This window comes from Pseudomonas baetica, assembly GCF_002813455.1.
Lineage (GTDB): Bacteria > Pseudomonadota > Gammaproteobacteria > Pseudomonadales > Pseudomonadaceae > Aquipseudomonas > Aquipseudomonas baetica.
On record NZ_PHHE01000001.1, the window covers coordinates 5,709,573 to 5,732,500 of the forward strand.

The window sequence follows — 22,928 nt, forward strand, 5'->3', positions numbered from 1 at the left end:
AGGAGCCTTGTCCCTGTGCAAGTGAGGAGCACAATGGGCGGTGGCGATTAACCGATGATTAACCGTCACGCCCTTGTCGCAGTGGCGTTGGCGGCCATAATGTCAGCTTAATCGGCCAACGGCCTAATCTGCTTTTTTCTACGGGACTCACCATGCACGTATTGGTTTGCGAGGACGATGAGCTGATCGCCAGCGGCATCGTTGCCGGCCTCACGGCTCAAGGGCTGACCGTCGAGCACGTCAACACGGCGTCCAAGGCGCGGGCGATGCTCAAAGTCGCCGAATTCGACGTGATGGTGCTTGATCTCGGTCTGCCCGACGAAGATGGTCTGAAATTGCTGCAGCAACTGCGCCAGCATGGCCTGGAGATTCCGGTGCTGATTCTGACGGCGCGTGATTCGGTCACCGATCGGGTCGACGGCTTGCAGGCCGGCGCAGACGATTACCTGCTCAAGCCATTCGATCTGCGCGAACTGTTCGCACGCCTGCAAACCTTGTTGCGGCGAGTGGCCGGGCGCAGCGTCAATCTGATCGAACACGGCGCGCTGACCTATGACCCAAGCAGCCGCGAAACCAGGCTGGCCGGCAAACCGGTGGACTTGTCGCGGCGCGAACAATCGCTGTTGCAGGCCCTGTTGCATAACCGCGGGCGGGTACTGTCCACCGAGCAGTTGAAGGACAGCGTCTACGGTTTCAACGACGAGTTGGAGAGCAACGCGCTCAACGTGCATATTCACCACTTGCGCAGCAAACTGGGCAAAGGCATCGTCGAAACCGTGCGCGGTCTGGGCTATCGCCTGGGCCCGGCTGATGGTGGAGATCAGGGCCAGTGATGAGTCTGCGATTGCGTCTGAGCCTGACGCTGGGCGCTGCGTTCGCACTGATCTGGGCACTGGCGGCCGCCTGGATGCTCAGCGATCTGCGCAATCAGATGATGTTTTCCCTCGACCAGCGTCTGGTGGCGTCAGCGCGCATGGTCGCCGGGTTGCTGGAGCAGTTGCCGGCGCTGCCGAGCAAGGGCGAGGGCACCCATTTCAGTGCTGAACAGCTGAACATTCCCGGTGGCATGGCCTGTCAGGTCAGTTCGTTGCGCGGGGAAATCCTCGCCCGCAGTCACAACCATCCCGAACAAGCGCTTGAAGCCGAGAAAATGGGTTTCCGTGACCAGATGATCGACGGCGCGCCGTGGCGCAGTTTCACCCTCGCGCGCGGCGATGTGCGCATTACCACAGCGGATCGGCAAATCGAACGCGAAGCGCTGAACATGTCGATCCTGCTGGCCGCTTCGGTGCCGGTCGGCGTCGCGCTGTTGGGGTGCCTGTGCCTGTTGTGGCTGGGGATCGGCCAGGGACTGGCGCCGCTTAACCGCTTGCGTGAAGCGCTGATGCGGCGTAATGCCGACTCGCTCGAGCCGCTGCAACTGCAGTCGTTTCCCAGCGAACTGAAGCCGTTGCTCGATACCCAGAATCAATTGTTCCAGCGCATCGGCAAAACCATCGAACGCGAACGTCGACTGACCGGAGACGCCGCCCACGAACTGCGCAGCCCGTTGACGGCGATCAAGACTCACCTGCAAGTGGCGCGGATGACCGAAGGCAGCGCGCGCGATCTGTCGTTGGCCAAGGCCGAGGAGGGCGCTGATCGGCTGCATCGCACCCTTGAGCAACTGCTGTTGCTGGCACGGGTCGAGGGCAGCCTGTCGTTCGACGACGGTTCGCAATGCAGCGCCGAGCAAGTGGCGAGGCTGGCCATTGCCGACGCCACGGGCGGTGAGCGGCTGCGGATCAAATTGCAATTGCCGGCCGATCTTTCGAAAGCGCCGTTGCAAATGCCGGCGGTGCTGTCGATTGCTGCGCTGCGCAATCTGCTCGATAACGCCTTGCGCCATACGCCCCAGGAGGGGGCGGTGGAACTGAGCCTGGAAACCATTGGCAACCGCGTGCGTTTTGTCGTGCGCGACCATGGCCCGGGGATTGCGCCGGACGATCTGCAGCATTTGACCCAGCGCTTCTGGCGCAACGGGCAGAGCACCGGTTGTGGCCTCGGTCTGGCGATTGTCCAGGCAATCGTCCAGCGTTGCGACTGCGCCCTGCATTTCGACAGCCGCGCCGATGGCCTGCGCGTCGAGCTGACCATGCCGTTGCAGCCCGCCTGAATTCACCACACTCCCTGTAGGAGTTGCCGAAGGCTGCGATCTTGATCGTTGATCGTTCCCACGCTCTGCGTGGGAATGCAGCCCGGGACGCTCCGCGTCCCAAAGTTCGCAACCTTCGGCAGTTCCTGCAGGGGGATCTGTGTACGGCACATCAAATGTAACTTCTCTCCATTAGTGATTCGGCGCGGGTGACGTTAAGGTCAGTCAAGCCTTGACTCAATGGATTGAGGGAACAGCGCCATGGAAGCACCCATCTGCATTCGCCCGGCCATTCTGGCCGATGTCGGCATCATCAGCCGTATCATTGAGCGTTCGATCCGTTTCGGATGTGCGCTCGATCACCGCAACGACCCGCAAATCGTCAGCCTCTGGACCCGGCAACAATCGGCCGATTTCCTTGGTAGCCGGCTCGCCGATCCGTACTTCTACTTGAGCATCGCCTTGCTTGCGGACAAACCGGTCGGCGTCGCTATGGCTCAGGCCAGTGGAGATATTTCGATTTGCCATGTGCAGCCCGAGTGCTTTCGCCGAGGTGTGGGTCGGGCGCTGATGAGCGACCTTGAAGGGTGGTTGCGGGTTCGCGGGGTATCGCTGGCCAATCTTGACAGCACGCGTACCGGCGAAGCGTTTTACCGCCGTCTCGGATACCGCGAAGCAGCGTTACCGCTGATACACAACGGCTTGCACATCCTGCCCATGAGCAAGCGATTGCCATTGTCAGGCTGACAAGTCGATCAAGGGGTTAAATCCTCGACGCGCTTAAGCGTTTCCAGAACAGGAAAACCTGCATGTGCGCCCCGCGACCGGAGCGCGCACCTGTCTGGTGTGCTGTTTTGGTCACTATCCATAGCGTATTGAGGGGTCGAGAGATGTCAGTCGCCACCAGCCTTATCGAACAGTCGTCGGCCCGGATCGCCTCCGCGTCAGCCGAAACGCTGTATCAGTTCAATGAATCGCCCTTGCTGGCCCGTCAGGCGCAACAGGAGTCCAATGCCCGCAGCTATCCGCGACGCATTCCGCTGGCGCTCAAGCGCGCCAAGGGCCTGTATGTCGAAGACGTCGAGGGGCGCACCTTCATCGACTGTCTGGCCGGTGCTGGCACGCTGGCCCTGGGGCATAACCACCCGGTGGTGATCGAAGCCATCCAGCGGGTGCTGGCCGATGAGCTGCCGCTGCACACGCTGGACCTGACCACGCCGGTCAAGGATCAGTTCGTCCAGGACCTGTTCGGTCTGCTGCCGTCTGAACTGGCCGCGCAAGCGAAGATCCAGTTCTGCGGTCCGACCGGCACTGACGCGGTGGAAGCGGCCTTGAAACTGGTGCGCACCGCCACCGGGCGCAGCACGGTAGTGTCGTTCTGCGGCGGTTATCACGGCATGAGCCAGGGGGCATTGAGCCTGATGGGCAGCCTGGGGCCGAAAAAGCCGTTGGGTGCCTTGCTCAGCAACGGCGTGCAGTTCATGCCGTTCCCGTATGACTACCGTTGCCCGTTCGGCCTTGGTGGCGCGGCCGGTGTGAAAGCCAACCTGAGTTATCTGGAAAACCTGCTCAATGATCCCGAGGCTGGCGTGCAATTGCCGGCCGCAGTGATCGTTGAAGCGGTGCAGGGCGAGGGTGGCGTGATTCCCGCCGATATCGAATGGCTGCGCGGCTTGCGCCGGATCACCGAGAAGGCTGGCGTGGCGTTGATTGTCGACGAAATCCAGAGTGGTTTCGCCCGCACCGGCAAGATGTTCGCCTTTGAACACGCCGGCATCACCCCGGATGTCGTGGTGTTGTCCAAAGCCATCGGCGGCAGCCTGCCGTTGGCGGTAGTGGTTTACCGCGACTGGCTCGACACCTGGCAACCGGGCGCCCATGCCGGCACGTTCCGTGGCAATCAGATGGCGATGGCCGCCGGTTCCGCGGTGATGCGTTATCTGGTCGAGCACAAGGTCTGCGAGCACGCTGCAGCCATGGGCGAGCGCCTGAGCGAGCACTTGCGGATCTTGCAGCGCGACTTCCCGCAACTGGGTGATATCCGTGGTCGTGGCTTGATGCTTGGCGTTGAACTGGTCGACCCGGCGGGTGCTCCGGACGCACTCGGCCATCCACCGGCGTTTGCGCGGCTGGCGCCGCTGGTGCAGCGCGAATGCCTCAAGCGCGGTCTGATCCTGGAGTTGGGCGGCCGGCATGGCGCCGTGGTGCGGTTCCTGCCGCCGCTGGTGATCACCGCTGCCGAAATCGACCGCGTCGCCGAGATCTTTGGCCGCGCATTGGTTGCCGCCACCGCGGCTGTGTAAATTTTTTACCGCGCCGAACGTTCTTTCTACATACCCGGCTGCACCCGTTGTGCAGCCCACCCTTACAACGATGGAGAACCAGCATGACGTCAGTATTCGACCGCGAGGACATCCTCTTTCAAGTCGTGGTCAATCACGAAGAGCAGTACTCGATCTGGCCGGATTACAAAGCCGTGCCAGAAGGCTGGCGCACCGTGGGCAAGAGCGGCCTGAAAAAGGAATGTCTGGCCTACATCGAAGAAGTCTGGACCGACATGCGCCCACTGAGTCTGCGCCAGAAGATGGAAGCACAGGCCGCCGCGCAATAAACCGCGGGCCAAAAACAAACCCGCTGACTGGTGACAGTCAGCGGGTTTTTTCATGGCTGGAATGTGTGCAGCCTTTTAGGGCCCCATCGCTGGCAAGCCAGCTCCCACAGTGAACTGCGGTGTGTACACCATTTGTGGAACACACCAAAACCCTGTGAGAGCTGGCTTGCCAGCGATGAACGATCACTTGACACAACTGAAGTTACGCGCCGCTCAAGCCCTTGAGCAGAGCATCCACATTCCCCTCAAGCTCAGCCACCGGATCTACGGCATCCGTACTCAACACCAACAACCGGCTACCCGATTCAGCAATGGCAGCTTTCACCGCATCCGAGGGCTGCCGATGGTGCAGCACCACGGCCACGTCATTGTTCTTGAGTGTCGCTGTCAGTTGCTTCAAGTCCTGCGGTGTCCATTCAGCATCAGGACGCGGATCCTGCCCCACCAGCTCCAGGTTCAGACCGCCGATGAGATACTCGAAGTGATCGCTCAAGCTCATCACACTCAGATTGTCGGCACTGGCCAGACGCGCCTCGCTGTCGGCGCTGAGCTTGAGCAGGCGCTGTTTCAACGCCGCCAGGTTCGCTTCGATCTTCGCTTTGGCAGCGGGTGCCAGACGCACCAGATCCGCCGCCATCACATCCGCCATGCGTCCCATGTTGTTGCTCGCCAGCCATGGCTGACTGTTCAAGCCATCGACCTTCAATCCCGGTTGTACGGCAATGCCGGGCAGGGCGCCGTCGACCGGGCGTGCGGCGTCAACTTCAACGATACGGATGTTGCTGCGACGGGCGATCGGGTACAGCGGGTCATCGGCCCACAGCGATCGTACACCGATCACCGCATCGGCACCGGTCGCCAGTTTGCTCAGTGCCGGGGCGCCCCGCCCGGTGAAGTAGGCGGTCTGGCGACTGCCCGGCAAGTTCGCCGGCGCCGCGCGTTCCAGACTGACATCGGTGCCCTTGAGCAGCACCTCGCCAAGGCCATAGGTGATCGGTAACGAGGCCAGCACACGCAAGGGTTTGGCGCTTTCGGCGGCTATCAAAGGACTGGAAACCACGCCGCACAGGGCCATGGCCAACGTCAGGTTGCGCAATGAAAAAACCATTTATCCAAGATTCCCTTTCAGACTCGGGACAACCCCGCGCGCGATGGCGGCGAGGGCGAAGGCAATGCCGGCGACCAGAATGATCGCGGCGCCGGACGGGATCGGCAGATCGAACACGATCGGCGCGAGAATCCCGCACAACGTGCTGACGGTGGCAATCAGCACCGAGCACCAGAAGAAACCCTTGAGCGACTGGCTGAGCAGCCGCGCTGCCGCCGCCGGAATCACCAACAGCGCACCGACCAGAATCGCGCCGATGACTTTCACCGACGCCACGGTGATCAGCGTCACCAGTATCACGAACAGATAATCCAGGGTCTTCACCGCCACCCCGCGAACAGCCGCCAGTTGCGGGTTGAAACTGGCGAGCATGATGCGGTTGTACAGCGGCAGGGCCAAAGCCATGACCAGCGAGCCGACAATCGCCAGCACCGCCAGGTCATTGCCGTTGACGGTCAGCACCGAACCGAACAGCACGTTTTCCAGAATGTGGACGTTGATCTTGCCCGCCAGAATCAGCAGCAGACTCGCCCCCAGCGCCAGCGATACCGAGAGGAACACGCCGATCAAGGTGTCCGGTGCGAGGTCGGTACGGTTGCGCAGATAGTTGAGCAAAATACCGAACAGCAGGCAGTAGCCGAACAGGCTGCCATAAGGCCCGGTGTACGGTTCGCCGAGCAGGATGCCGATGGCCACCCCGGTCAGCGCCGCGTGGCCGACCGCTTCGGAGAAAAACGCAAAGCGTTTGACCACCACCAGCGTGCCGAGGCCGCCGAGCACCGGACCGATCAACAGGCCGGCGAGCAGCGCATTGACCACAAAACCGTAGGCCAGCGCCTCCGGCAGGTAACCGGACGAGGCCCAGCCCTGAACCATCAGACGAAAGGCTTCATAACTCATCAGGCAGCGCTCCGTGGATGGGTCGAGAACAGCGTCAGCAGACGCTCCGGTGTCAGTGCCTGTTGTGGTGTCGCGTCGAACAGCACGCGACGGTTGAGGCCGGTGACGCGACTGGCCAAACGCCCGACCGCTTCCAGATCATGCTCAATCCACAAAACGGTGATGCTCGCCGCGCGCCAGTCGCCAAGCAGGCGCTCGAACACCTGAATCCCGGCTTCATCGAGGGCCGACATCGGCTCATCCAGTACCAGTAGTTGCGGTGCCGGAATCAGCCCTTGGGCGAGCAGAACCCGCTGACGCTCGCCGCCGGACAGTGCGCCCATGCGCCGTTTGCGTTTGTCCTGCATGCCGACGCGCTCCAGCGCCTCACCGATGGCGCCGGCGTAGCGCTTGCTCAAGCCGAGAAACGCCGGGCGGCGCTGGCACATGGCGGCCATGAAATCGTCGACGGTCATCGGCAAACCGCGATCAAACTCCAGCGCTTGCGGCACGTAGCCGATGACGCCGGGCTCGCCGGGCCATTGCAGGCTCAACTGGCCCTGATGCGGCATCTGGCCGAGCAAGGTCTTGATCAGCGAACTCTTGCCGCCACCGTTGGGGCCGACCAGTGCGTGCACGCTGCCGGGGTGAACCTGAAAGGTGACCTTGTCGAGAATCGTCGTGCGGCCCAGCGTCAAACTGACATCGGCAAAATCCAAAGTCGGCCCGCAAACCTGTGGGAGCGGGCTTGCTCGCGAAGGCGTCGTGTCATCCGATAAAGATGTTGGCTGACCCGGCGCGTTCGCGAGCAAGCCCGCTCCCACAGGGGTAGCGGGTTTGTTCAGGAGGGTTTCTTTTGAAGTCATGCCCCCGACTCCTGAATCGCCCGTACCACGGTGTTGAGGTTGCCGGTCATTTCCTTTTCGTATTTGTCGGCGGTGTATTCGCCGTAAGAAATGTGCGACAGCGGGTACAGCTTCACACCGGATTCCCGCTGAATGGTTTCGACGTACGTGGACGGGAAATCCATTTCCGAGAAGATCACTTTCACGTCCAGCTCGCGCAGTTGATCGATGGTCTTCTTCAACTGGCTCGGGCTCGGCTCGATACCGTGGGCCGGCTCGACCACCGCCGTCACTTCCAGACCAAATTCGCGCAGCAGATAGTCGTAAGCCGCGTGAACGGTGGCGACGCGTAGTTCGGCATTCGGCGCCTGGGTCAGCTTGGCCAGGGCATCGGCGCGCATCTGGCGCAGGCGTTTGCCGTAGGCGCGGGCGTTTTGGGTGTAGGTCTTGGCGTTGTCCGGGTCGAGCTTGCCCAGTTCCCGGGCGATGTTGTTGACCTGGGCGATGGAGGCGCTGATCGACAGGAACGTATGCGGGTTCACCACTTTGCCGGCGCCACGCGCGGCAACTCCGGTGGCGGCGAGCAGCGGCACGTTTTCGTTGGCTTCGATGGTCTTGACGTTGGGTGTTTCGCTGGCGGCGATCATGCGATCGGCGAAGTCATCATGGCCAACGCCATTGAGCACGATCACATCGAGGCCGCTGATGCGCTTGATGTCTTCGGCGCGTGGCTCGTAGGCGTGCGGGTTGAAACCGGCCGGGATCAGCGGCACCACTTCGGCCTTGTCGCCGACGATGTTCGCCACATAGCTGTAATAAGGATGCAGGGTGATGCCGATGCGCAGGCGTTTGGCTTCATCGGCGCTGGCCATCGGGCTAAGCAGACAGGCACACAAGCCCATTAGAAAAAGACGCAACAACGGACGGCGTGGAGATGAAATAGACATGGGCAAACGGTCTTCTCTCGGGTGAGGGCGAGGAATCAATGGCGATGTTCGCGGGTAACCCCGGCATCGTATTGCGCGACGATCTGTTTCCAGCCGGCGGCGGCCAGCGCAGTGTCAGTCAGGTCTTGCGGAGCCTTGAGTGCGGCGTCACGGTTGAGCCAGATATCCGGCTCAGCCTTGTCATCCGCGCCGATGCGCATCAGAAACGAGCCGGCGACGGCAAGTGTCTGGCTGTGACCGAAGTAGGCAGTGCCGGCCTGCATTTGCCAGACATGAGCGCCACGACTGACGGAACTGGCGTCCTGTGCAAACGGGGCAAAGCCCTCGTCCGCAAGGTTCTGCGGGGTCGGCAGGGCTTTCTGCTCTTCGCGCAGCAAGCGGATTTCGTCGAGGGTCACTCGCAGGTCTGCATAGATGCCTTGCTCGGCGGCGCTGAGGTCGCGGCGGGCATCGAGCTGATTGCTGGCGACCGGCTCCGGTTCATGGGAAACACCCCGCCACGCGACGACCGAACCGGCCAATGCAAGGATCAGCAAACACAGCAGCAGCACATTGAGGGTTTCGTGGCCGGCACCGGCCGGGCGTACAACTTGGGTTGTCGGCGTACTCATGGGGCCTCGATATCGGCTTGGTCGATTTCCACAACGTGACCAGGGCCGGCGTCGAACAGCACGTAGAACTCGGCGCCGGGTTTCTTGAAGGTCAGGGTCGAATCGGCGCCGAGCTTGCCCGGCACCAGAATCGTTTCGTCGTAGCCGATCACATCGAGGGTCACCCCCGGTGCGCCGCTGCCATCGGAGAAACCGCCAGTGCATTTGATCTGCTCGTCATCGACGGCTTTGCATTCGCACATCGGGTTGTGGGCAAGCGCGCTGGCACTGAAGCCGGCGCACAGCACCAGCAACGCGGCACTCAGCCGCAAGCGCAAAGAACGTTGAGAGCTGGTCATGGTTTGGCTCCTTGTTTGTTCAGCCAGGCGATGGTGGCGGGGGAGGCCTGGCTCAGGGGAATCGAGGCCTGATGCATGCTGCCGTCCCAGCCTTCCATGGTGATCCACAGTTCGGCGTCGGTTTTGGTCTTTTCCGGGATCGGCATTTGTGTGCCCATGCGGTAGGGCGTGCCGAAGAAGATGGTGCCGGCAGCGCGCAGGCTGCGCGGCTTGCCGATGCGCAGGTAGGTGGCCTTCACCTGTTCGACACAGGCATCGCAGAGGGCGGCGCTGAAATCTTTCATGTAGCCGGCCGGGCCGGTGAGGGTGGGAGCTTCGTTGCGCAGTTCGGCCAGTCGCAGGCTCCACGGCCCGACCTGGATATTGCCGATTTCATGCTGCCCCAGCCCGCTGTCGCCGCGAAACAGCGAAGCGTCGGCGAAGTATTTGGGCATGAAGCCCAGCGGGATCAACAGCAGCAGGATGTTGATATGAAACCGCCATTTGCGCCAGAAACGCGCCAGTGGCGATGGCGCTGCAGTCGTTGTGGACTTGCTCACAGGGTGGCCTCCGCAGGTTCACGGTTCGTGGCCGGTTGTGCCTTGGTGCGGTTTTTCTTGTCCTCGCGCTTGAGCGCATTGGCAGTGGCCAGGGCGGTACGTTTGGTCCAGATCAGCAAGCCGCTGAGCACCATCATGCTCAGCAGCAGGCCGAAGAAAAACCAGATCAGCTTGATCCAGATACCGCCGAAGTCACCGGTGTGCAACGGGCGCATGGATTCTGTGACGAATTCCAGCGAGGAGCGATCGGAGAGCAACCGTGAAGCGGCCATATCACCGTTGTACGGATTGAGCGTGGCGGTCTGGAACATCAGCGGATACCAGCCGCGACCGCCGACGCTCATGTGGCTGTAAGCGTTACCCGGCAGGCTGACGAAACTGGCCTCCAGTCCCGGGATCTTCTGCTGTGCGATTTCAACGGCGCGATCGAGGCTGATGCGCGGGGGCGGCGTGCCGGCTGCTGAAATCGGTACGCTTTCGCGGGACAAGGCCGGAATGATCGGTTCACTGGAGATTGAAATCTGGTTGTCGAACAGGATCGCCTGAATCAAGAACCAGGTGCCGGTGATGGAGATCACCGCGATGAACCAGATCGACCAGATGCCGGACAGTCGATGGAAGTCGCCCCAGAAAATCCGTGCGCCGTGGCGCACGCGCAGGGTCGGGCGCAGAAAGCCTTTCCAGAAGCGTTTGTAGACCACCAGGCCGGTAATCAATGACACCAGCATCGGCAAACCGAGAAACGACACCAGGTACCAGCCCCAGCTGTAGCCGTTGGTAAACGGCACCAGCCACCAGCCGTGCAGGGCGCGGGTGAAAGCCTTGAAGTCGAAGGTTGGCGCGGTGCCCTGAATGACGCCGGTGTACGGGTTGACGTAGACCGTCAGCGAGCGCCCGTCGGGGTAGCTGACTTCGACATCGAGGGCAAAGTGCGACTCGTCCGGACGGCTGATGCTTTGCACCAGTGTTTGCGGTTCAGCTGTTTTGATCGCCGCCAGAATCTGGTCATAGCTGAGCCGCGGTGCGTCGTCCGATGGCTGGCTGGCACGCATCTGTGGATTGGCCAGCCAGACGATTTCCTGGCTGACCACCGCCAGAGTCCCGGTCACGCAGACGATCAGGACAAAAAACCAGATTGGCAGCGCCAGCCAGCTATGCACCATGAACCATAGTTTGGAGCGGGATTTCTTCGACATGATTGCGCGTCTTTTTTTCGGTGAAAGGGCACGTGGCTACGGGCTTCGCAGCACGGGAGTCCCCGAAAGGCGCTCGTGGCTTTTGCCTACGCGAACGGCCTGCATCTCTATAGGACGAATGAGCGAGGCAAATCCCGAAAAGCGATATGAAAGCAAATGTTTCGCAATTCCCCCCTTCACTACGAATCCTTTTCAGGCGCTGTCGAGCGAAACAAGGCTGCGATCTTTTGATCTGAAATCAGGATCAAAAGTAATGTCGACGCCGTTGACGTGACGCTGGTCTTTGAGAAATCCGGCAAACACCCGGCTGATCCTTTTCAGGGGTCTTGTGGGCTGCATCCTGAAAGTGTCCGGCGTTGGAGGCGGGGCGCGAAGCGTGAGGCGGTGGTTCATGAAGTGTGTAGGGCGGCCGATGTGTGCTGTCGTCGCCGGCCTCATCGCGGGCAAGCCCGCTCCCATAGGGATCTGGGGTGTGACTGCTTTGCATGCCACACAACAGAACCTTGTGGGAGCGGGCTTGCCCGCTCAGACACTAAAGAGCTCAACCCTGACTGAACATCTCCATCGCCCGCTGCTTGATCTGCTCCTCGGTCAAATCCTCCTTGCGCGAGGCGAGAAACCACAGGTGCCCATACGGATCCTTCAACGTCCCGCTGCGATCACCGTAGAACTGATCCTTGACCTCGGACACCACCGTCGCTCCGGCATCGAGTGCCCGTTGAAATGACTTGTCGACATCAGTCACATACAAATGCAGACCAACCGAAACGGCTTTTTCGGGGCTGCTCAAAGGCCCCTGATCGCACGGTGAGCCGAGCATGATGGCGCTGTCGCCAATGCGCAGCTCCGCGTGGCCGATCCCGCCGTCGGGCATGGTCAGGCGCATGACTTCGGTGGCACCGAAGGCTTTTTTATAGAAGTCGATGGCCTCGGCGGCCTTCTGGATGCCGAGATATGGGGTAATGCTGTGATACCCCTCGGGAATGGGTTTGACGCTCATGACGTTCTCCCTGTTGTTTTACCAGACGTGGTTTCACCGGATTACCGGAAGATTCACTATAGAACTGTCCGCGCGGCCAGGATTTTCCCCCGACGAGCAACACCTCGCATCAGTCCTGGAGAAAATGCGCCCCTGGCCCTTTTTCGCCCAGCACATCGCCCTGATTGCGCAGCGGACAGGCCTCCATCGACAAGCAGCCACAACCGATGCAGCCGGTGAGCCGGTCGCGCAGCAGGGTCAGTTGGGTAATCCGCTCATCCAGCTCCCGCCGCCACTGCTCCGACAGAATCTTCCAGTCCGCCGCCGTCGGTACGCGATCGTCGGGGAGGATTTTCAGCGCTTCGCCAATCTCCGCCAGTGGAATCCCCAGACGCTGGGCAACTTTGATCAACGCCACCCGGCGCAGCACGGCTCGCGGGTAACGCCGTTGATTACCGGCATTACGCTGGCTTTTGATCAATCCCTTGGATTCATAAAAATGCAGGGCGGTGACCGCAACGCCGCTGCGTGCCGCGACTTCGCCGACGGTAAGCGGCTTGTGCAGGTTTTCCTTGGTGATCATTGTGAAAAAGCTCTTGACCTTGACTTAACTAGAGGTTTTACCCTGCGCGTCATCGAGTCGCAAGATTCGCCTTACAGCCAAGTGGGGACTTTCATGCAAGCATCAGCGAAAAACCGCAGCTTCACTCAGTTGATCGAATTCGAAATCGAGCCACGCCAGCAACCGGCGCTGGTCTCGGCGTTATCGGTGCAAACCGAACGTCTGGCCCAGCGCTACGACGGCTTTGTCAGCGCGAGTGTGCAAGCCAGCGACGATGGCCGGCGGGTATTGAGCTTTCTGCAATGGCAGAGCCGCGAGGCTGGGGAAGCCGCGTTCAGCAGTTTTGAAAGCGGCGAGCAGGATTTCTGGCAGTTGATCCGCGCCCATCAGGCGAAAACCGTCACCTTCAACTCGTTCCAGGTGCTGAGCAGCATCGCCCGCAGTCACGACGATGCCCTGCACTGCAACCTCGTGGGTTAGATCGACAATTGAATCAGACGCTCGCCTCGCAAGCTTGCCGTCATTCGCCGCTTGTTCACCGCCAGTTCGCCGATTTTGATCAGCCGCGTGCGTGTGACATTACGGCTCAGGCCCAGCAGCGCGGCGGTGTGTACCTGATTGTAATGGCAAAAGCGATAGGCCGCGCGCAGCAAGGCGTCTTCGACCTTTTCGTGCAAGGCGCCGGCCTGTTGCGCGAAGAGTTTTTGAAAGGCCTGTTCCAGTAAAGCCTCCGGTGAATCGTCAGCGCTCTGATGATCGTCAGGACGCTCGATGCGCAGGTTCGACAGACGCAAGTCATCGCGTTCGATCACGCCGTTGCGGCAGATCAACAAGGTGTGATGGATGACGTTTTCCAATTCGCGAATGTTGCCCGGCCAACTGTAGCTGCGCAGTTTTTGTTCGGCGCCGGGGCTGATGCTGACCCGCCCGTAACCCAGGCGCTGGCTGTAAGCCTCGATGAAGTGTCGGGTCAGCGGCAGGATGTCGCCCGGACGCTCGCGCAACGGGCTCAGCACCAGATTGACAACGTTGAGGCGGTAATACAGATCCTCGCGGAAATTCCCGGCGTTGATGGCCTTCTCCAGTTGCACGTTGGTCGCCGCCAGCACCCGCACATCAATGGGAAGGCTTTTGCGCGAACCCAGCCGCACCACTTCGCGCTCTTGCAACACCCGCAGCAGTTTCACCTGAATGGTCATCGGCAGATCACCGATCTCATCGAGAAACAGCGTGCCTCCATCCGCCTCTTCAAACCAGCCGGCCTTGGCACTCAGCGCCCCGGTGAAGGCGCCTTTTTCATGGCCGAACAATTCGGCTTCCACCAGCGACTCGGAAAACGCCCCGCAATTGACCGCGACGAAGGGCCGATGGCGGCGGTTGCTCAGGTTATGAATGTGCCGCGCTACCAGCTCCTTGCCGGTGCCGGTCTCGCCGATGATCAGCACACTGGCCTCGCTCGGCGCGACCTGTTGCAAATGCGCGAGCAGGGCCTGGGACTTCGGGTCTTCGAACACTTGCGCGGTGGCTCGTATCGAGGTGGCCAGGGCGGGTGAGGGCGGTAGGGTCAGCAGTTGCATGGGCTCGTCCTTCTTTATTAGTTCAAATGCAGGCAGGTCAGGAATAGAAGGTCGGCACCGGCAGCGCCTGGTTCAGTGCCCAGTCGCCCAGCTCATGGAGCTTGTAATCGAGCGGGTCGTGCAGGGTTTGCGTGCGCAGGTTGCGCCAATGGCGGTCGAGGCGCAGCGAGGCGTGGGTTGAACGCGCCCCGGTGACCTCAAACAAGCGGCTGCAAATATCCACGCTTTGACGGCTGACGGCGAATTTGGCTGTGGCAATTGCGGTGGCCAGATGACCGCGCTCTTCGGCACTGAGGTTCGGGTAATTGCGTGCTTCTTCAAAGGCCCCTTCGGGTGTTGAACGGCTGTTGGCTGGGCAACGGTTGCTGGAGCAACAGTTGCGAATGCATGAAAGGATTTATAACGGCTGGTGGTTATTCCGTAAAAGAACGTTAATCGATATTTATAGATCTTTAAGAGATATGGACTGATATCGATGAATCACTGATAGCCACTATTGAAAGCGTTGATTTCTGCGCGAGCGTGCCGGGGCGTAGCCTTTCTCCATCGACCCCCACTGCTCGCCAGGACGCTCCCATGAATCGTTTACTGACTGTTTCCCTGCTGCTCGCTGTCTCCGCACTTGCCGGTTGTGTTTCTAATTCTCCAGAGCTGCGCCCGTACACCGACGAAGAGTCCCGGGAGTTGGCGATGGAATCGCTGAACCGCAGTGGTTTGTCTTTTGATCAATACCACGCGAAAAAAGCCCAATTGCTTGGCCGTACCCAGTTTGACAAGAAGGCTGAAATGAGCGCCGAACGAGCCGTACAGCTGCACGGTCGCGCAAGCTGAAAACAAACTGTACTGGTTGAAGTTTTACCCAACTGTCCATGGGTTTGCCGGGCTGTGTGGGATAGGGTCTACACCTGAATGACCCTGACGGATTTACCCACCATGACGCTTTCGCTTGACCTGCTGCTGGGTTTTGCCCTGTTTGCCCTTGTTACCTCGATTACGCCGGGGCCGAACAACACCATGTTGTTGGCATCGGGCGTGAACTTCGGCTTCAACCGCACCATCCCGCACATGCTCGGCATCACCTGCGGCTTCTTCGTATTGGTGGTGGCGGTGGGTTTTGGTCTGGGCGCGGTGTTTCAGACCTATCCGGTTCTTTATACGATTCTGCGTTACGTCGGCGCGGCTTATCTGTTGTATCTGGCGTGGAAAATCGCGCACTCCGGACCGGTCGGCGAAAACGTCCAGGGTGAGGCCAAGCCGATCAGCTACCTCGGTGCTGCGGCGTTCCAGTGGGTCAATCCCAAGGCCTGGATCATGGCCATCGGAGCCATCAGTACGTACACGCCGATGCAGGGTTACTTCACCAACGTCGTGGTCATCGCCGCCGTGTTCGCTATCATCAATCTGCCCAGCGTCGGTGTCTGGGCGGCGTGCGGCACCCTGCTGCGCAACGTGTTAAAGGAGCCGCGCTGGTTGCGTGTATTCAATTGGGGCATGGCTGCATTGCTGGTGATTTCGTTGTATCCGTTACTTCTCGAAAGCTTTAGCTGACGCATTGCTTCAACCGCCGGCCCGATGCCTGTTAAGCTCGGCTTCAGGAGCGTTCCTACGCACTTTTAAATGAAGTTGTTCTTCTTTAACGGCATCCGATCAGGTATTGATGACGCTCTCGAACCGACGCGCAGCTCACAAGGCTGCGCTGTGCCGTTTGCAGATACGAGCCTCCTGATCCCGGAACACGCTCTGCGAGTCTTTTATGAACACACGTCCGTTGTATTTTGATTACGCCGCCACCACCCCGGTGGACGAGCGGGTCATCCAGGTGATGATCGAGTGTCTGGGGTTTCACGGTAACTTCGGCAACCCGGCTTCCAGTTCCCACGCCTTCGGCCAGCAGGCCCGGCAAACGGTCGAGCAGGCCCGCCGACAAGTCGCCGAACTGGTCGGCGCTGATGCGCAACAGATCGTCTGGACCTCCGGCGCGACCGAATCCAATAACCTCGCCCTCAAAGGTGTGGCTCAGGCCCGTGGTGTTTCCGGCGGCCACATCATTACCAGCCAGATCGAACACAAAGCCATCCTCGATACTGCCCGCCAGTTACAAGACGCCGGCATTGCCGTCACCTATCTGGTGCCGGACGCCGAGGGCTTGATTACCCCGCAAGCGGTCAGTGAAGCCATGCGTGACGACACTTTTCTGGTGTCGCTGATGCTGGTCAACAATGAACTCGGCACCGTCAACGACATCCCGGCTATCGGTGAAATCGTTCGCGGGCGTGAGGCGCTGTTTCATGTCGATGCGGCGCAGGGCGCCGGTAAGGTAGCAATCGACCTGGCGCAGTGGCCGGTGGATCTGATGTCGTTCTCGGCGCACAAGCTCTACGGACCTAAAGGTATCGGCGCGTTGTACGTCGGCCCGCGAGCGCAGCAACGCGTGCAAGCGCAGATTCACGGCGGCGGACACGAGAGCGGTCTGCGCTCAGGCACTTTGGCGACCCACCAGATCGCCGCGATGGGCGCTGCATTTGCGTTGGCCGCTGTCGCGTTCGATGAGGAGAAAAAAACCATCGTCGCATTGCGCGAGCGCTTGCTCGAACAACTGTTGAGCCTGCCAGGCGTGCGCCTCAACGGCAGTGCCACGCAACGCATTCCGCACACCTTGAGCCTGACCTTCAGCGAAGGCGAATTCAACGGCGCGGCGCTGAGCCATTCGATCGCATTTTCCGCGACCTCGGCCTGCAACTCCGCGAGCAACGCGCCATCCCACGTGCTTATGGCGCTGGGACATGATGCGCGTCTGGCCGGGCGTACTATCCGCTTGAGCCTCGGCCGCTTCACCCGCGCCGAAGATGTCGACAAGGCCGCAGAACTGATCAAGACCGCCTGCGCCAGTGCCCCGGCATTCTGGGCGACAGGGCTTTAAACGCGCCGACCTGATGGCGACGAACAATAACGATGAAGTGATTAGCAGGAGACATGATGAGTACCCAGACCTTGACCGAAGGATCGGTTCCCCAGCGCTTGGCGCACACCCGTGAACTGATGCGCCGCGAAGGCATTCATGCCCTGCTGGTGCCATCCGCCGACCCGCATTTGTCGGAATACCTGCCGGGTTACTGGCAGGGCCGCCAGTGGCTGTCGGGTTTCCACGGTTCGGTCGGGACTCTGATTGTCACCCAGGATTTCGCCGGCGTCTGGGCCGACAGCCGTTACTGGGAACAAGCAACCAAGGAACTCAATGGCAGCGGCATCGAACTGGTCAAGCTGCAACCGGGTCAACCGAGCCCGCTGGACTGGTTGGCTGAGCAAACACCCGAAGGTGGCGTGGTGGCGGTCGACGGCGCAGTGATGGCCGTGGCTTCGGCGCGGACCCTGGGCAGCAAGCTCCAAGCGCGTGGCGCACGTCTGCGCACCGATATCGATCTGCTCAAGGAAGTCTGGAGTGACCGTCCGACTTTGCCGAACGCGCCGATCTATCAGCATCTGCCGCCACAAGCGACCGTCAGCCGTGGCGAGAAGCTCGCCAAACTGCGTGAAACCTTGCAGGAACGCGGCGCCGATTGGCACTTCATCGCCACGCTCGACGACATCGCGTGGCTGTTCAACCTGCGCGGCGGCGACGTGTCGTTCAACCCGGTGTTTGTCTCCTTCGCCCTGATCAATCAACAGCAAGCCACGTTGTTTGTCGCGCTGAGCAAGGTGGATGCGCAATTGCGCGCCGTGCTGGCACAGGATGGCGTGACGCTGCGTGATTACAACGAAGTGGCTGATGCCCTGCGTGCCGTGCCGAGCGGCGCGAGTCTGCTGGTAGATCCAGCCCGCGTCACCAGCGGTCTGCTGGATAACCTCGACAACGGCGTGAAGCTGGTCGAGGGCTTGAATCCGACGACGCTGGCCAAGTCGCAAAAAAGTGAAGCCGACGCCGCGCACATCCGTAAAGCGATGGAGCAGGACGGCGCGGCGTTGTGCGAATTCTTCGCCTGGCTGGAATCGGCCTGGGGCCGCGAGCGCATAACCGAGCTGACCATCGATGAAAAACTCACCGCGGCTCGTGAGCGTCGTCCGGATTATGTCTCGCTGAGTTTCAACACCATCGCTGCGTTCAACGCCAATGGCGCGATGCCGCACTATCACGCCACCGAAGAAGAGCATGCGGTGATCGAGGGCGACGGCTTGTTGCTGATCGATTCCGGTGGTCAGTACCTGGGCGGTACGACCGACATCACGCGGATGGTGCCGGTCGGTACGCCGACGGAAGAACAGAAGCGTGACTGCACGCGCGTGTTGAAAGGCGTGATTGCGCTGTCACGGGCACAGTTCCCGAAAGGCATTCTGTCGCCGCTGCTGGATGCCATCGCGCGCGCGCCGATCTGGGCGCAAAGCGTGGATTACGGGCATGGTACGGGGCATGGCGTTGGCTACTTCCTCAACGTACATGAAGGGCCGCAGGTGATTGCCTATCAGGCTGCGCCGGCGCCGCAAACCGCGATGCAGCCGGGGATGATTACATCCATCGAGCCGGGCACTTATCGTCCGGGGCGTTGGGGCGTGCGCATCGAGAACCTGGCGATGAACCAAGTGGCGGGGAGTAGCGAATTCGGCGAATTCCTCAAGTTTGAAACGCTGACGCTGTGCCCGATCGACACGCGTTGCCTGGTGCCATCGTTGCTGACTCAGGAAGAGAAGCAGTGGTTCAACGCTTACCACGCCGAAGTGCGTGAACGCTTGAACCCGCTGCTGGACGGTGCGGCGCTGGATTGGTTGAACACGCGCACTGCGGCCATTTGATGGTTTGCGACTCAGGCGCTGAAATTGGCGCCTGAGTGATCGTGTCGATCTAGGCAGGGCGTAAAGCTTCTTCGACGAAGTCGAGACGGTCCTGGCCGAAGAACATCTGATTGCCGATAAACATAGTCGGGGCACCGAAAACGCCGCGTTTAATGGCTGTCTCGGTGTTCTCCTTCAGTGCAGACTTGACCGTTTCATCATTGGTCAGCGCCAGGACTTCATCGGGATCAAACCCGTGCTCGATCAACACAGCGGCGACGGTTGCCGGTTCGCCGAGGCTTCGACCTTCTACCCACAACGCAGTGAATAAACAATCGATAAACGCTTGAAAGCGTTCTGGCTGGCGCAGTTGTATGCCTGTAACGGCACGCATCAACAGCAACGTGTTGATCGGAAAGTGCGGGTTGGACCTGAGGGGTACGCCATAACGTTTGGCGTAGCGATCCAGATCCTGAAACATATAACGGCCCTTCGCCGGGATCATTGCTGGGGAAGCGTTGCCGGTGGCCTTGAATACGCCTCCGAGTAACATAGGGATGTAGATCAGCTCGCTGTGAGTATCGGCGCAGATCTTCGGCAGTTGGGTGTAGGCCAGATAAGTGGTAGGGCTGCCGAGGTCGAAATAGAACTCTACGGTTTTCGTCATTATCGCTGCTCTCTATTTATTGTTATGGGCGGTGGCTTACCAGCGTTCATTCCATGGACGCAGATCCAGTTCGAACGTCCAGGCGTCTCGTGGCTGGCTGTGCAGGTACCAGTAGTTTTCAGCAATGTGTTCGGGGTTGAGGATGCCGTCCTGATCCTTGGTGGCGTATTTCTCCGGGAAATTGGTGCGGATGAAGTCGGTATCGATCGCACCATCGACCACGACATGGGCGACGTGGATATTCATGGGCCCCAGCTCCCGCGCCATGCTTTGCGCCAGCGCGCGGATACCGTGTTTGGCCCCGGCGAATGCGGCAAATCCGGCAGCCCCGCGCAGTCCGGCAGTGGCACCGGTGAATAGAATGGTGCCGCGCTTGCGGGTGACCATTCGCTTGGCCACCTCTCGAGCATTGAGAAACCCGGAAAAACAGGCCATTTCCCAAATCTTGAAATACTTGCGAGCCGTTTCTTCGAGAATGCTGCACGGCACGTTGGCGCCGATGTTGAAGACGAAGGCTTCAATGGGGCCGAGCCGGGTTTCGATATCTTCGATCAGTGCGATGACGTCTTCCTCCTTGCGTGCATCGCAAGCAAAGCCGTGAGCTTCTCCACCGTCAGCTTCAATCGCTTCTACCAGTGGCTGCAGTTTGTCGGCACTGCGCCGCGTGACACAGGCAACGAATCCCTCTTTGGCAAAGCGCTTGGCAATCGCTCCACCCGTGGCATCACCAGCGCCAACAACCAATACGACCTTCTTGTTATTCATGGGTGAATCCCTTTAGTAAACGATCGTTAAGTGAACGAACGTTATTCTAGGATCCAGGCAACGTCAAGGCGCTCAATTACGAGGACAACATCATGCGGTACTCCGCCAGTCACAAGCTGGAAACCCGGGAGAAGCTCTTGCAGAGCAGTGCGCTGTCGGCCAAGAAATCCGGGTTTTCCACCGTTGGTGTCGATGGTTTGATGAAAGCTATCGGTTTGAGCGGGGCGGCGTTTTACAGCCACTTTTCGTCGAAGGATGCATTGTTCACGGCCATCGTCGAGAGAGAGTTGGGGCAAAGTCTTGAGCGGCTGGGCGCGCAGGGTGCGCAGAATCGCGAGCGACTGGAACGCTGTCTCAGACACTATCTAAGCATGGCTCATGTCGAGCAACCGGAGTCAGGTTGCGCCTTGCCGGCGTTGGGCGCGGAAATTGCCCGCGCTGACGTGCAAGTGCGAGAGCAGGCAGAGTTGTGGATTTGCCGGCTTCAGGAGCGTTGGGCGCAGATACTGGAGAGCGACAGCCTGGCCTGGTCAGTGTTATCGCAGTGTGTCGGCGCTTTGGTGGTCGCGCGAATGCTGGCCACGCCTGATGTTCAGCGTCGGGTGCTGACGTCCAGTCATGATGAGATTGAACGCCAGATCGCCAGGCAGTCCTGATCTATTTACAGATGACGATCATGCTGCGGCTGGTATAGCCGGCAGGATTGAGGCCGAATGGATAGTCCCCTGGCTCCTCCACGGAGTCACCGGACTTGGCGATCACCTTGTAGCCTTTCGGAGCGCAGGAATTGGCTGCGCTGGTGTAGCACCGATCCCAAGAGGAAGAGAGCCCCGAACAGTTTATGTGCAACCCTTTTTTACCGTGCTTCACCTGGGTTTTCGAGGTCGCCGCGCAGCCAGCAACTGCGAGTACAGCGATCAGTATCAAAATTCGTTTCATTACCGTCCTTATGACTGCCGCGAGTCTTACGCTCGGGTCCGCCTGTATTCGCTGCGCTCTACGCGTTTTGATATCCCTGTCCGAAAAAATCCATATCTGGCACCGAGTTAACGTTCTAAACATGGCCTAAATGAACGCCAATTGCCAGAGCTTCGTCAAATCCTGTTTCAATCTGCCGCAATGGCCGGCTTGGCGGCGCTGCCCATGGTCATGGTCGCTCCGACGGAAGCCAGAATAATGCAAAGGATCGCCATCCATTGTGACAGCGTGAGGTATTCCTGCAGAAACAGCAGCCCTGATAGGGCGCCGAACGCGGGCTCGATACTCATCAAGGTGCCAAAGGTGCGGGCGGGCATGCGGGTCAGGGCGACCATTTCCAGGGTGTAGGGCAGGGCGGTGGACAACACAGCAACACCAATGGCGATAGGGATAAGCGACGGCGTCAGTAGAGCCGCACCGGCATGCACGATACCAATGGGTGCTACAAATAGTGCCGCGATCATCACGCCCAGCGCTGCGGTTGTGACGCCGTTATCAGCGCCGGCCTTCTGCCCGAAAAGAATGTACAGCGCCCAGCAGATACCCGCTCCCAAGGCATAGCCAGCTCCGACCAGATCGATTCCAGCGGTGGTCGTTCCGGTGGGTATAAGCAGCAGGAGGCCGGCGGCGGCCAAGGCGATCCAGACAAAATCGATAGCGCGGCGGGACGCGTAGATGGCTACTGCAAGCGGGCCGGTAAACTCCAGGGCCACGGCAATTCCCAATGGCACAGTGCGCAGGGACATATAAAAGAGGAAGTTCATGCCGCCCAATGCCATGCCGTAAACGATTACAGTGCGCAGGGATTTGGCTGTGAGCCTGGCTCGCCATGGGCGCAGCAATAAAAACATGATCATGCTGGCGAAAATCAGGCGCAGAGTGGTTGTGCCTTGGGCGCCCACCACCGGAAACATGCTTTTGGCCAGAGATGCTCCAGACTGGATCGACGCCATGGCTATTAATAGCAGGCCTACCGGGAACAGCATTGAGGCTAGCGAGTGAGGTTGGTTATTCATTGCGCGGCGTCGTCCAAGGTAAGAGCACGGTATTCGTGTGGCGTTGGGCAATATACTGCGCATTCATTGCGACTGCGTCTATATATAGAAAGCTTTTTCCATCTATCGATAGAAAAACCAAATTACCTGTTGACGTCAGATTTTATACGTCTATAATTCGCCCCACTTCCGGCGCAGTCGAAACGGAAAACTCCTTGAAATTCAATGAGTTATACGGTTTTCGATAGTGGGTCGCTTCGGTTCATCGAAGCCTGGAAGGAGTTGAAAGAGCGGTGATGTTTGGCTCTTTTAACGGTTCGATCTTCTCGGTCGAAAGCGGAGAAAAAGAGGTGTTGACAGCAGCGTGTAACGCTGTAGAATTCGCCTCCCGCTAACGAGAGATCGGAAGCGCAAGTGGTTGAAGTTGTTGAAG

26 protein-coding genes and 1 pseudogene are annotated in these 22,928 nt (G+C 59.9%); 11 read left to right on the top strand and 16 right to left on the bottom strand.

Features of this window, described 5'->3' with window-relative positions; translation table 11 throughout:
* The first annotated feature begins 152 nt into the window (after window positions 1–152).
* The 5 genes from ATI02_RS26375 (at window position 153) to ATI02_RS26395 (ending at window position 4,745) form a co-directional block, all read left to right on the top strand.
* A complete protein-coding gene (locus ATI02_RS26375; RefSeq protein WP_095189620.1) occupies window positions 153–833 on the top strand; it encodes a response regulator in 681 nt (226 codons plus the stop codon).
* Window positions 833–2,155 carry an ATP-binding protein gene (locus ATI02_RS26380; protein WP_095189621.1) on the top strand — a complete coding sequence of 441 codons (1,323 nt, stop codon included), beginning with the start codon at window positions 833–835 and terminating at the stop codon, window positions 2,153–2,155. Before ATI02_RS26375 ends, ATI02_RS26380 begins: the two co-directional genes overlap by 1 nt.
* A gap of 240 nt (window positions 2,156–2,395) precedes the next feature.
* Window positions 2,396–2,881 (top strand): GNAT family N-acetyltransferase, encoded by a 486-nt coding sequence (locus ATI02_RS26385; RefSeq protein ID WP_100847790.1) that lies wholly within the window; start codon window positions 2,396–2,398, stop codon window positions 2,879–2,881.
* Between the two features lie 143 nt (window positions 2,882–3,024).
* Window positions 3,025–4,437, top strand: coding sequence for an aspartate aminotransferase family protein (locus ATI02_RS26390; RefSeq protein ID WP_100847791.1), 1,413 nt, complete (start codon window positions 3,025–3,027; stop codon window positions 4,435–4,437).
* 83 nt (window positions 4,438–4,520) lie between these two features.
* Window positions 4,521–4,745 carry an MbtH family protein gene (locus ATI02_RS26395; RefSeq protein WP_007917715.1) on the top strand — a complete coding sequence of 75 codons (225 nt, stop codon included), beginning with the start codon at window positions 4,521–4,523 and terminating at the stop codon, window positions 4,743–4,745.
* Window positions 4,746–4,947: 202 nt separating this feature from the next.
* On the opposite strand, the gene ATI02_RS26400 is transcribed toward ATI02_RS26395, so the two are convergent.
* The 10 genes from ATI02_RS26400 to soxR all read right to left on the bottom strand — a co-directional run bounded on the left by ATI02_RS26400 (window position 4,948) and on the right by soxR (window position 12,770).
* A complete protein-coding gene (locus tag ATI02_RS26400) occupies window positions 4,948–5,853 on the bottom strand; it encodes a metal ABC transporter substrate-binding protein (protein ID WP_100847792.1) in 906 nt (301 codons plus the stop codon).
* Entirely contained in the window at window positions 5,854–6,753 is a 900-nt protein-coding gene (locus tag ATI02_RS26405; RefSeq protein ID WP_100847793.1) for a metal ABC transporter permease, read from the bottom strand. It abuts the gene before it with no gap.
* Window positions 6,753–7,598, bottom strand: a complete 846-nt coding sequence (locus tag ATI02_RS26410) for a metal ABC transporter ATP-binding protein (RefSeq protein WP_100847794.1) — start codon at window positions 7,596–7,598, stop codon at window positions 6,753–6,755. Before ATI02_RS26410 ends, ATI02_RS26405 begins: the two co-directional genes overlap by 1 nt.
* Complete coding sequence (locus ATI02_RS26415) at window positions 7,595–8,524, bottom strand: metal ABC transporter substrate-binding protein (RefSeq protein ID WP_100847795.1); 930 nt, start codon at window positions 8,522–8,524, stop codon at window positions 7,595–7,597. The genes ATI02_RS26410 and ATI02_RS26415 overlap by 4 nt, the downstream gene beginning before the upstream one ends.
* Window positions 8,525–8,559: 35 nt before the next feature.
* Window positions 8,560–9,135 (bottom strand): DUF6162 family protein, encoded by a 576-nt coding sequence (locus tag ATI02_RS26420; RefSeq protein WP_100847796.1) that lies wholly within the window; start codon window positions 9,133–9,135, stop codon window positions 8,560–8,562.
* Window positions 9,132–9,473 (bottom strand): hypothetical protein, encoded by a 342-nt coding sequence (locus ATI02_RS26425; protein ID WP_095189628.1) that lies wholly within the window; start codon window positions 9,471–9,473, stop codon window positions 9,132–9,134. The genes ATI02_RS26420 and ATI02_RS26425 overlap by 4 nt, the downstream gene beginning before the upstream one ends.
* Window positions 9,470–10,012: a PA2404 family protein gene (locus ATI02_RS26430; RefSeq protein WP_095189629.1), complete on the bottom strand. Its 543-nt coding sequence runs from the start codon at window positions 10,010–10,012 to the stop codon at window positions 9,470–9,472. Before ATI02_RS26430 ends, ATI02_RS26425 begins: the two co-directional genes overlap by 4 nt.
* Complete coding sequence (locus ATI02_RS26435) at window positions 10,009–11,208, bottom strand: PepSY-associated TM helix domain-containing protein (protein ID WP_095189630.1); 1,200 nt, start codon at window positions 11,206–11,208, stop codon at window positions 10,009–10,011. The genes ATI02_RS26430 and ATI02_RS26435 overlap by 4 nt, the downstream gene beginning before the upstream one ends.
* 541 nt (window positions 11,209–11,749) lie before the next feature.
* Entirely contained in the window at window positions 11,750–12,208 is a 459-nt protein-coding gene (locus ATI02_RS26440) for a VOC family protein (RefSeq protein WP_095189631.1), read from the bottom strand.
* Window positions 12,209–12,317: 109 nt separating this feature from the next.
* Entirely contained in the window at window positions 12,318–12,770 is a 453-nt protein-coding gene (gene soxR / locus ATI02_RS26445; RefSeq protein ID WP_100847797.1) for a redox-sensitive transcriptional activator SoxR, read from the bottom strand.
* A 93-nt stretch (window positions 12,771–12,863) separates the two neighbouring features.
* Here soxR and ATI02_RS26450 point away from each other — a divergent pair, with 93 nt between their 5' ends.
* Window positions 12,864–13,229 (top strand): antibiotic biosynthesis monooxygenase, encoded by a 366-nt coding sequence (locus tag ATI02_RS26450; RefSeq protein WP_100847798.1) that lies wholly within the window; start codon window positions 12,864–12,866, stop codon window positions 13,227–13,229.
* Here the strand turns inward: ATI02_RS26450 and ATI02_RS26455 are convergent.
* Window positions 13,226–14,326: a sigma-54 interaction domain-containing protein gene (locus tag ATI02_RS26455; protein ID WP_100847799.1), complete on the bottom strand. Its 1,101-nt coding sequence runs from the start codon at window positions 14,324–14,326 to the stop codon at window positions 13,226–13,228. The two genes, ATI02_RS26450 and ATI02_RS26455, sit on opposite strands and share 4 nt — an antisense overlap.
* 37 nt (window positions 14,327–14,363) lie before the next feature.
* Window positions 14,364–14,627, bottom strand: a pseudogene (locus ATI02_RS26460) (acyl-CoA dehydrogenase family protein); the annotation flags it as partial.
* Window positions 14,628–14,902: 275 nt separating this feature from the next.
* On the opposite strand from ATI02_RS26460, the gene ATI02_RS26465 reads away from it, so the two are divergent.
* The 4 genes from ATI02_RS26465 (at window position 14,903) to ATI02_RS26480 (ending at window position 19,111) form a co-directional block, all read left to right on the top strand.
* Window positions 14,903–15,157 (top strand): hypothetical protein, encoded by a 255-nt coding sequence (locus ATI02_RS26465; protein WP_095189635.1) that lies wholly within the window; start codon window positions 14,903–14,905, stop codon window positions 15,155–15,157.
* Between the two features lie 102 nt (window positions 15,158–15,259).
* A complete protein-coding gene (locus ATI02_RS26470; RefSeq protein WP_095189636.1) occupies window positions 15,260–15,874 on the top strand; it encodes a LysE family translocator in 615 nt (204 codons plus the stop codon).
* Window positions 15,875–16,079: 205 nt separating this feature from the next.
* Window positions 16,080–17,246 (top strand): aminotransferase class V-fold PLP-dependent enzyme, encoded by a 1,167-nt coding sequence (locus tag ATI02_RS26475; RefSeq protein WP_095189637.1) that lies wholly within the window; start codon window positions 16,080–16,082, stop codon window positions 17,244–17,246.
* Between the two features lie 56 nt (window positions 17,247–17,302).
* Window positions 17,303–19,111: an aminopeptidase P family protein gene (locus ATI02_RS26480; RefSeq protein ID WP_095189638.1), complete on the top strand. Its 1,809-nt coding sequence runs from the start codon at window positions 17,303–17,305 to the stop codon at window positions 19,109–19,111.
* A 49-nt stretch (window positions 19,112–19,160) separates the two neighbouring features.
* Here the strand turns inward: ATI02_RS26480 and ATI02_RS26485 are convergent, their stop codons facing one another.
* Both ATI02_RS26485 and ATI02_RS26490 read right to left on the bottom strand, forming a co-directional pair.
* Window positions 19,161–19,757, bottom strand: a complete 597-nt coding sequence (locus ATI02_RS26485; protein ID WP_100847800.1) for a 2-hydroxychromene-2-carboxylate isomerase — start codon at window positions 19,755–19,757, stop codon at window positions 19,161–19,163.
* Between the two features lie 36 nt (window positions 19,758–19,793).
* A complete protein-coding gene (locus ATI02_RS26490) occupies window positions 19,794–20,522 on the bottom strand; it encodes an SDR family oxidoreductase (protein WP_095189640.1) in 729 nt (242 codons plus the stop codon).
* Window positions 20,523–20,614: 92 nt separating this feature from the next.
* On the opposite strand from ATI02_RS26490, the gene ATI02_RS26495 reads away from it, so the two are divergent.
* Window positions 20,615–21,178 carry a TetR/AcrR family transcriptional regulator gene (locus ATI02_RS26495; protein WP_100847801.1) on the top strand — a complete coding sequence of 188 codons (564 nt, stop codon included), beginning with the start codon at window positions 20,615–20,617 and terminating at the stop codon, window positions 21,176–21,178.
* A 1-nt stretch (window position 21,179) separates the two neighbouring features.
* Here ATI02_RS26495 and ATI02_RS26500 read toward each other — a convergent pair whose 3' ends face one another.
* Window positions 21,180–21,461 carry a hypothetical protein gene (locus ATI02_RS26500; RefSeq protein WP_095189642.1) on the bottom strand — a complete coding sequence of 94 codons (282 nt, stop codon included), beginning with the start codon at window positions 21,459–21,461 and terminating at the stop codon, window positions 21,180–21,182.
* 167 nt (window positions 21,462–21,628) lie between these two features.
* Complete coding sequence (gene rhtA / locus ATI02_RS26505; protein WP_100847802.1) at window positions 21,629–22,516, bottom strand: threonine/homoserine exporter RhtA; 888 nt, start codon at window positions 22,514–22,516, stop codon at window positions 21,629–21,631.
* Window positions 22,517–22,928 lie beyond the last annotated feature (412 nt).

What these genes read in the sequence shown, in the direction of transcription:
- ATI02_RS26375 (WP_095189620.1), top strand. Translation starts at nt 153, where the DNA reads ATGCACGTATTGGTTTGCGAGGACGATGAGCTGATCGCCAGCGGCATC.
- ATI02_RS26380 (WP_095189621.1), top strand. Translation starts at nt 833, where the DNA reads ATGAGTCTGCGATTGCGTCTGAGCCTGACGCTGGGCGCTGCGTTCGCA.
- ATI02_RS26385 (WP_100847790.1), top strand. Translation starts at nt 2,396, where the DNA reads ATGGAAGCACCCATCTGCATTCGCCCGGCCATTCTGGCCGATGTCGGC.
- ATI02_RS26390 (WP_100847791.1), top strand. Translation starts at nt 3,025, where the DNA reads ATGTCAGTCGCCACCAGCCTTATCGAACAGTCGTCGGCCCGGATCGCC.
- ATI02_RS26395 (WP_007917715.1), top strand. Translation starts at nt 4,521, where the DNA reads ATGACGTCAGTATTCGACCGCGAGGACATCCTCTTTCAAGTCGTGGTC.
- ATI02_RS26400 (WP_100847792.1), bottom strand. Translation starts at nt 5,853, where the DNA reads ATGGTTTTTTCATTGCGCAACCTGACGTTGGCCATGGCCCTGTGCGGC.
- ATI02_RS26405 (WP_100847793.1), bottom strand. Translation starts at nt 6,753, where the DNA reads ATGAGTTATGAAGCCTTTCGTCTGATGGTTCAGGGCTGGGCCTCGTCC.
- ATI02_RS26410 (WP_100847794.1), bottom strand. Translation starts at nt 7,598, where the DNA reads ATGACTTCAAAAGAAACCCTCCTGAACAAACCCGCTACCCCTGTGGGA.
- ATI02_RS26415 (WP_100847795.1), bottom strand. Translation starts at nt 8,524, where the DNA reads ATGTCTATTTCATCTCCACGCCGTCCGTTGTTGCGTCTTTTTCTAATG.
- ATI02_RS26420 (WP_100847796.1), bottom strand. Translation starts at nt 9,135, where the DNA reads ATGAGTACGCCGACAACCCAAGTTGTACGCCCGGCCGGTGCCGGCCAC.
- ATI02_RS26425 (WP_095189628.1), bottom strand. Translation starts at nt 9,473, where the DNA reads ATGACCAGCTCTCAACGTTCTTTGCGCTTGCGGCTGAGTGCCGCGTTG.
- ATI02_RS26435 (WP_095189630.1), bottom strand. Translation starts at nt 11,208, where the DNA reads ATGTCGAAGAAATCCCGCTCCAAACTATGGTTCATGGTGCATAGCTGG.
- ATI02_RS26440 (WP_095189631.1), bottom strand. Translation starts at nt 12,208, where the DNA reads ATGAGCGTCAAACCCATTCCCGAGGGGTATCACAGCATTACCCCATAT.
- soxR (WP_100847797.1), bottom strand. Translation starts at nt 12,770, where the DNA reads ATGATCACCAAGGAAAACCTGCACAAGCCGCTTACCGTCGGCGAAGTC.
- ATI02_RS26450 (WP_100847798.1), top strand. Translation starts at nt 12,864, where the DNA reads ATGCAAGCATCAGCGAAAAACCGCAGCTTCACTCAGTTGATCGAATTC.
- ATI02_RS26455 (WP_100847799.1), bottom strand. Translation starts at nt 14,326, where the DNA reads ATGCAACTGCTGACCCTACCGCCCTCACCCGCCCTGGCCACCTCGATA.
- ATI02_RS26465 (WP_095189635.1), top strand. Translation starts at nt 14,903, where the DNA reads ATGAATCGTTTACTGACTGTTTCCCTGCTGCTCGCTGTCTCCGCACTT.
- ATI02_RS26470 (WP_095189636.1), top strand. Translation starts at nt 15,260, where the DNA reads ATGACGCTTTCGCTTGACCTGCTGCTGGGTTTTGCCCTGTTTGCCCTT.
- ATI02_RS26475 (WP_095189637.1), top strand. Translation starts at nt 16,080, where the DNA reads ATGAACACACGTCCGTTGTATTTTGATTACGCCGCCACCACCCCGGTG.
- ATI02_RS26480 (WP_095189638.1), top strand. Translation starts at nt 17,303, where the DNA reads ATGAGTACCCAGACCTTGACCGAAGGATCGGTTCCCCAGCGCTTGGCG.
- ATI02_RS26485 (WP_100847800.1), bottom strand. Translation starts at nt 19,757, where the DNA reads ATGACGAAAACCGTAGAGTTCTATTTCGACCTCGGCAGCCCTACCACT.
- ATI02_RS26490 (WP_095189640.1), bottom strand. Translation starts at nt 20,522, where the DNA reads ATGAATAACAAGAAGGTCGTATTGGTTGTTGGCGCTGGTGATGCCACG.
- ATI02_RS26495 (WP_100847801.1), top strand. Translation starts at nt 20,615, where the DNA reads ATGCGGTACTCCGCCAGTCACAAGCTGGAAACCCGGGAGAAGCTCTTG.
- ATI02_RS26500 (WP_095189642.1), bottom strand. Translation starts at nt 21,461, where the DNA reads ATGAAACGAATTTTGATACTGATCGCTGTACTCGCAGTTGCTGGCTGC.
- rhtA (WP_100847802.1), bottom strand. Translation starts at nt 22,516, where the DNA reads ATGAATAACCAACCTCACTCGCTAGCCTCAATGCTGTTCCCGGTAGGC.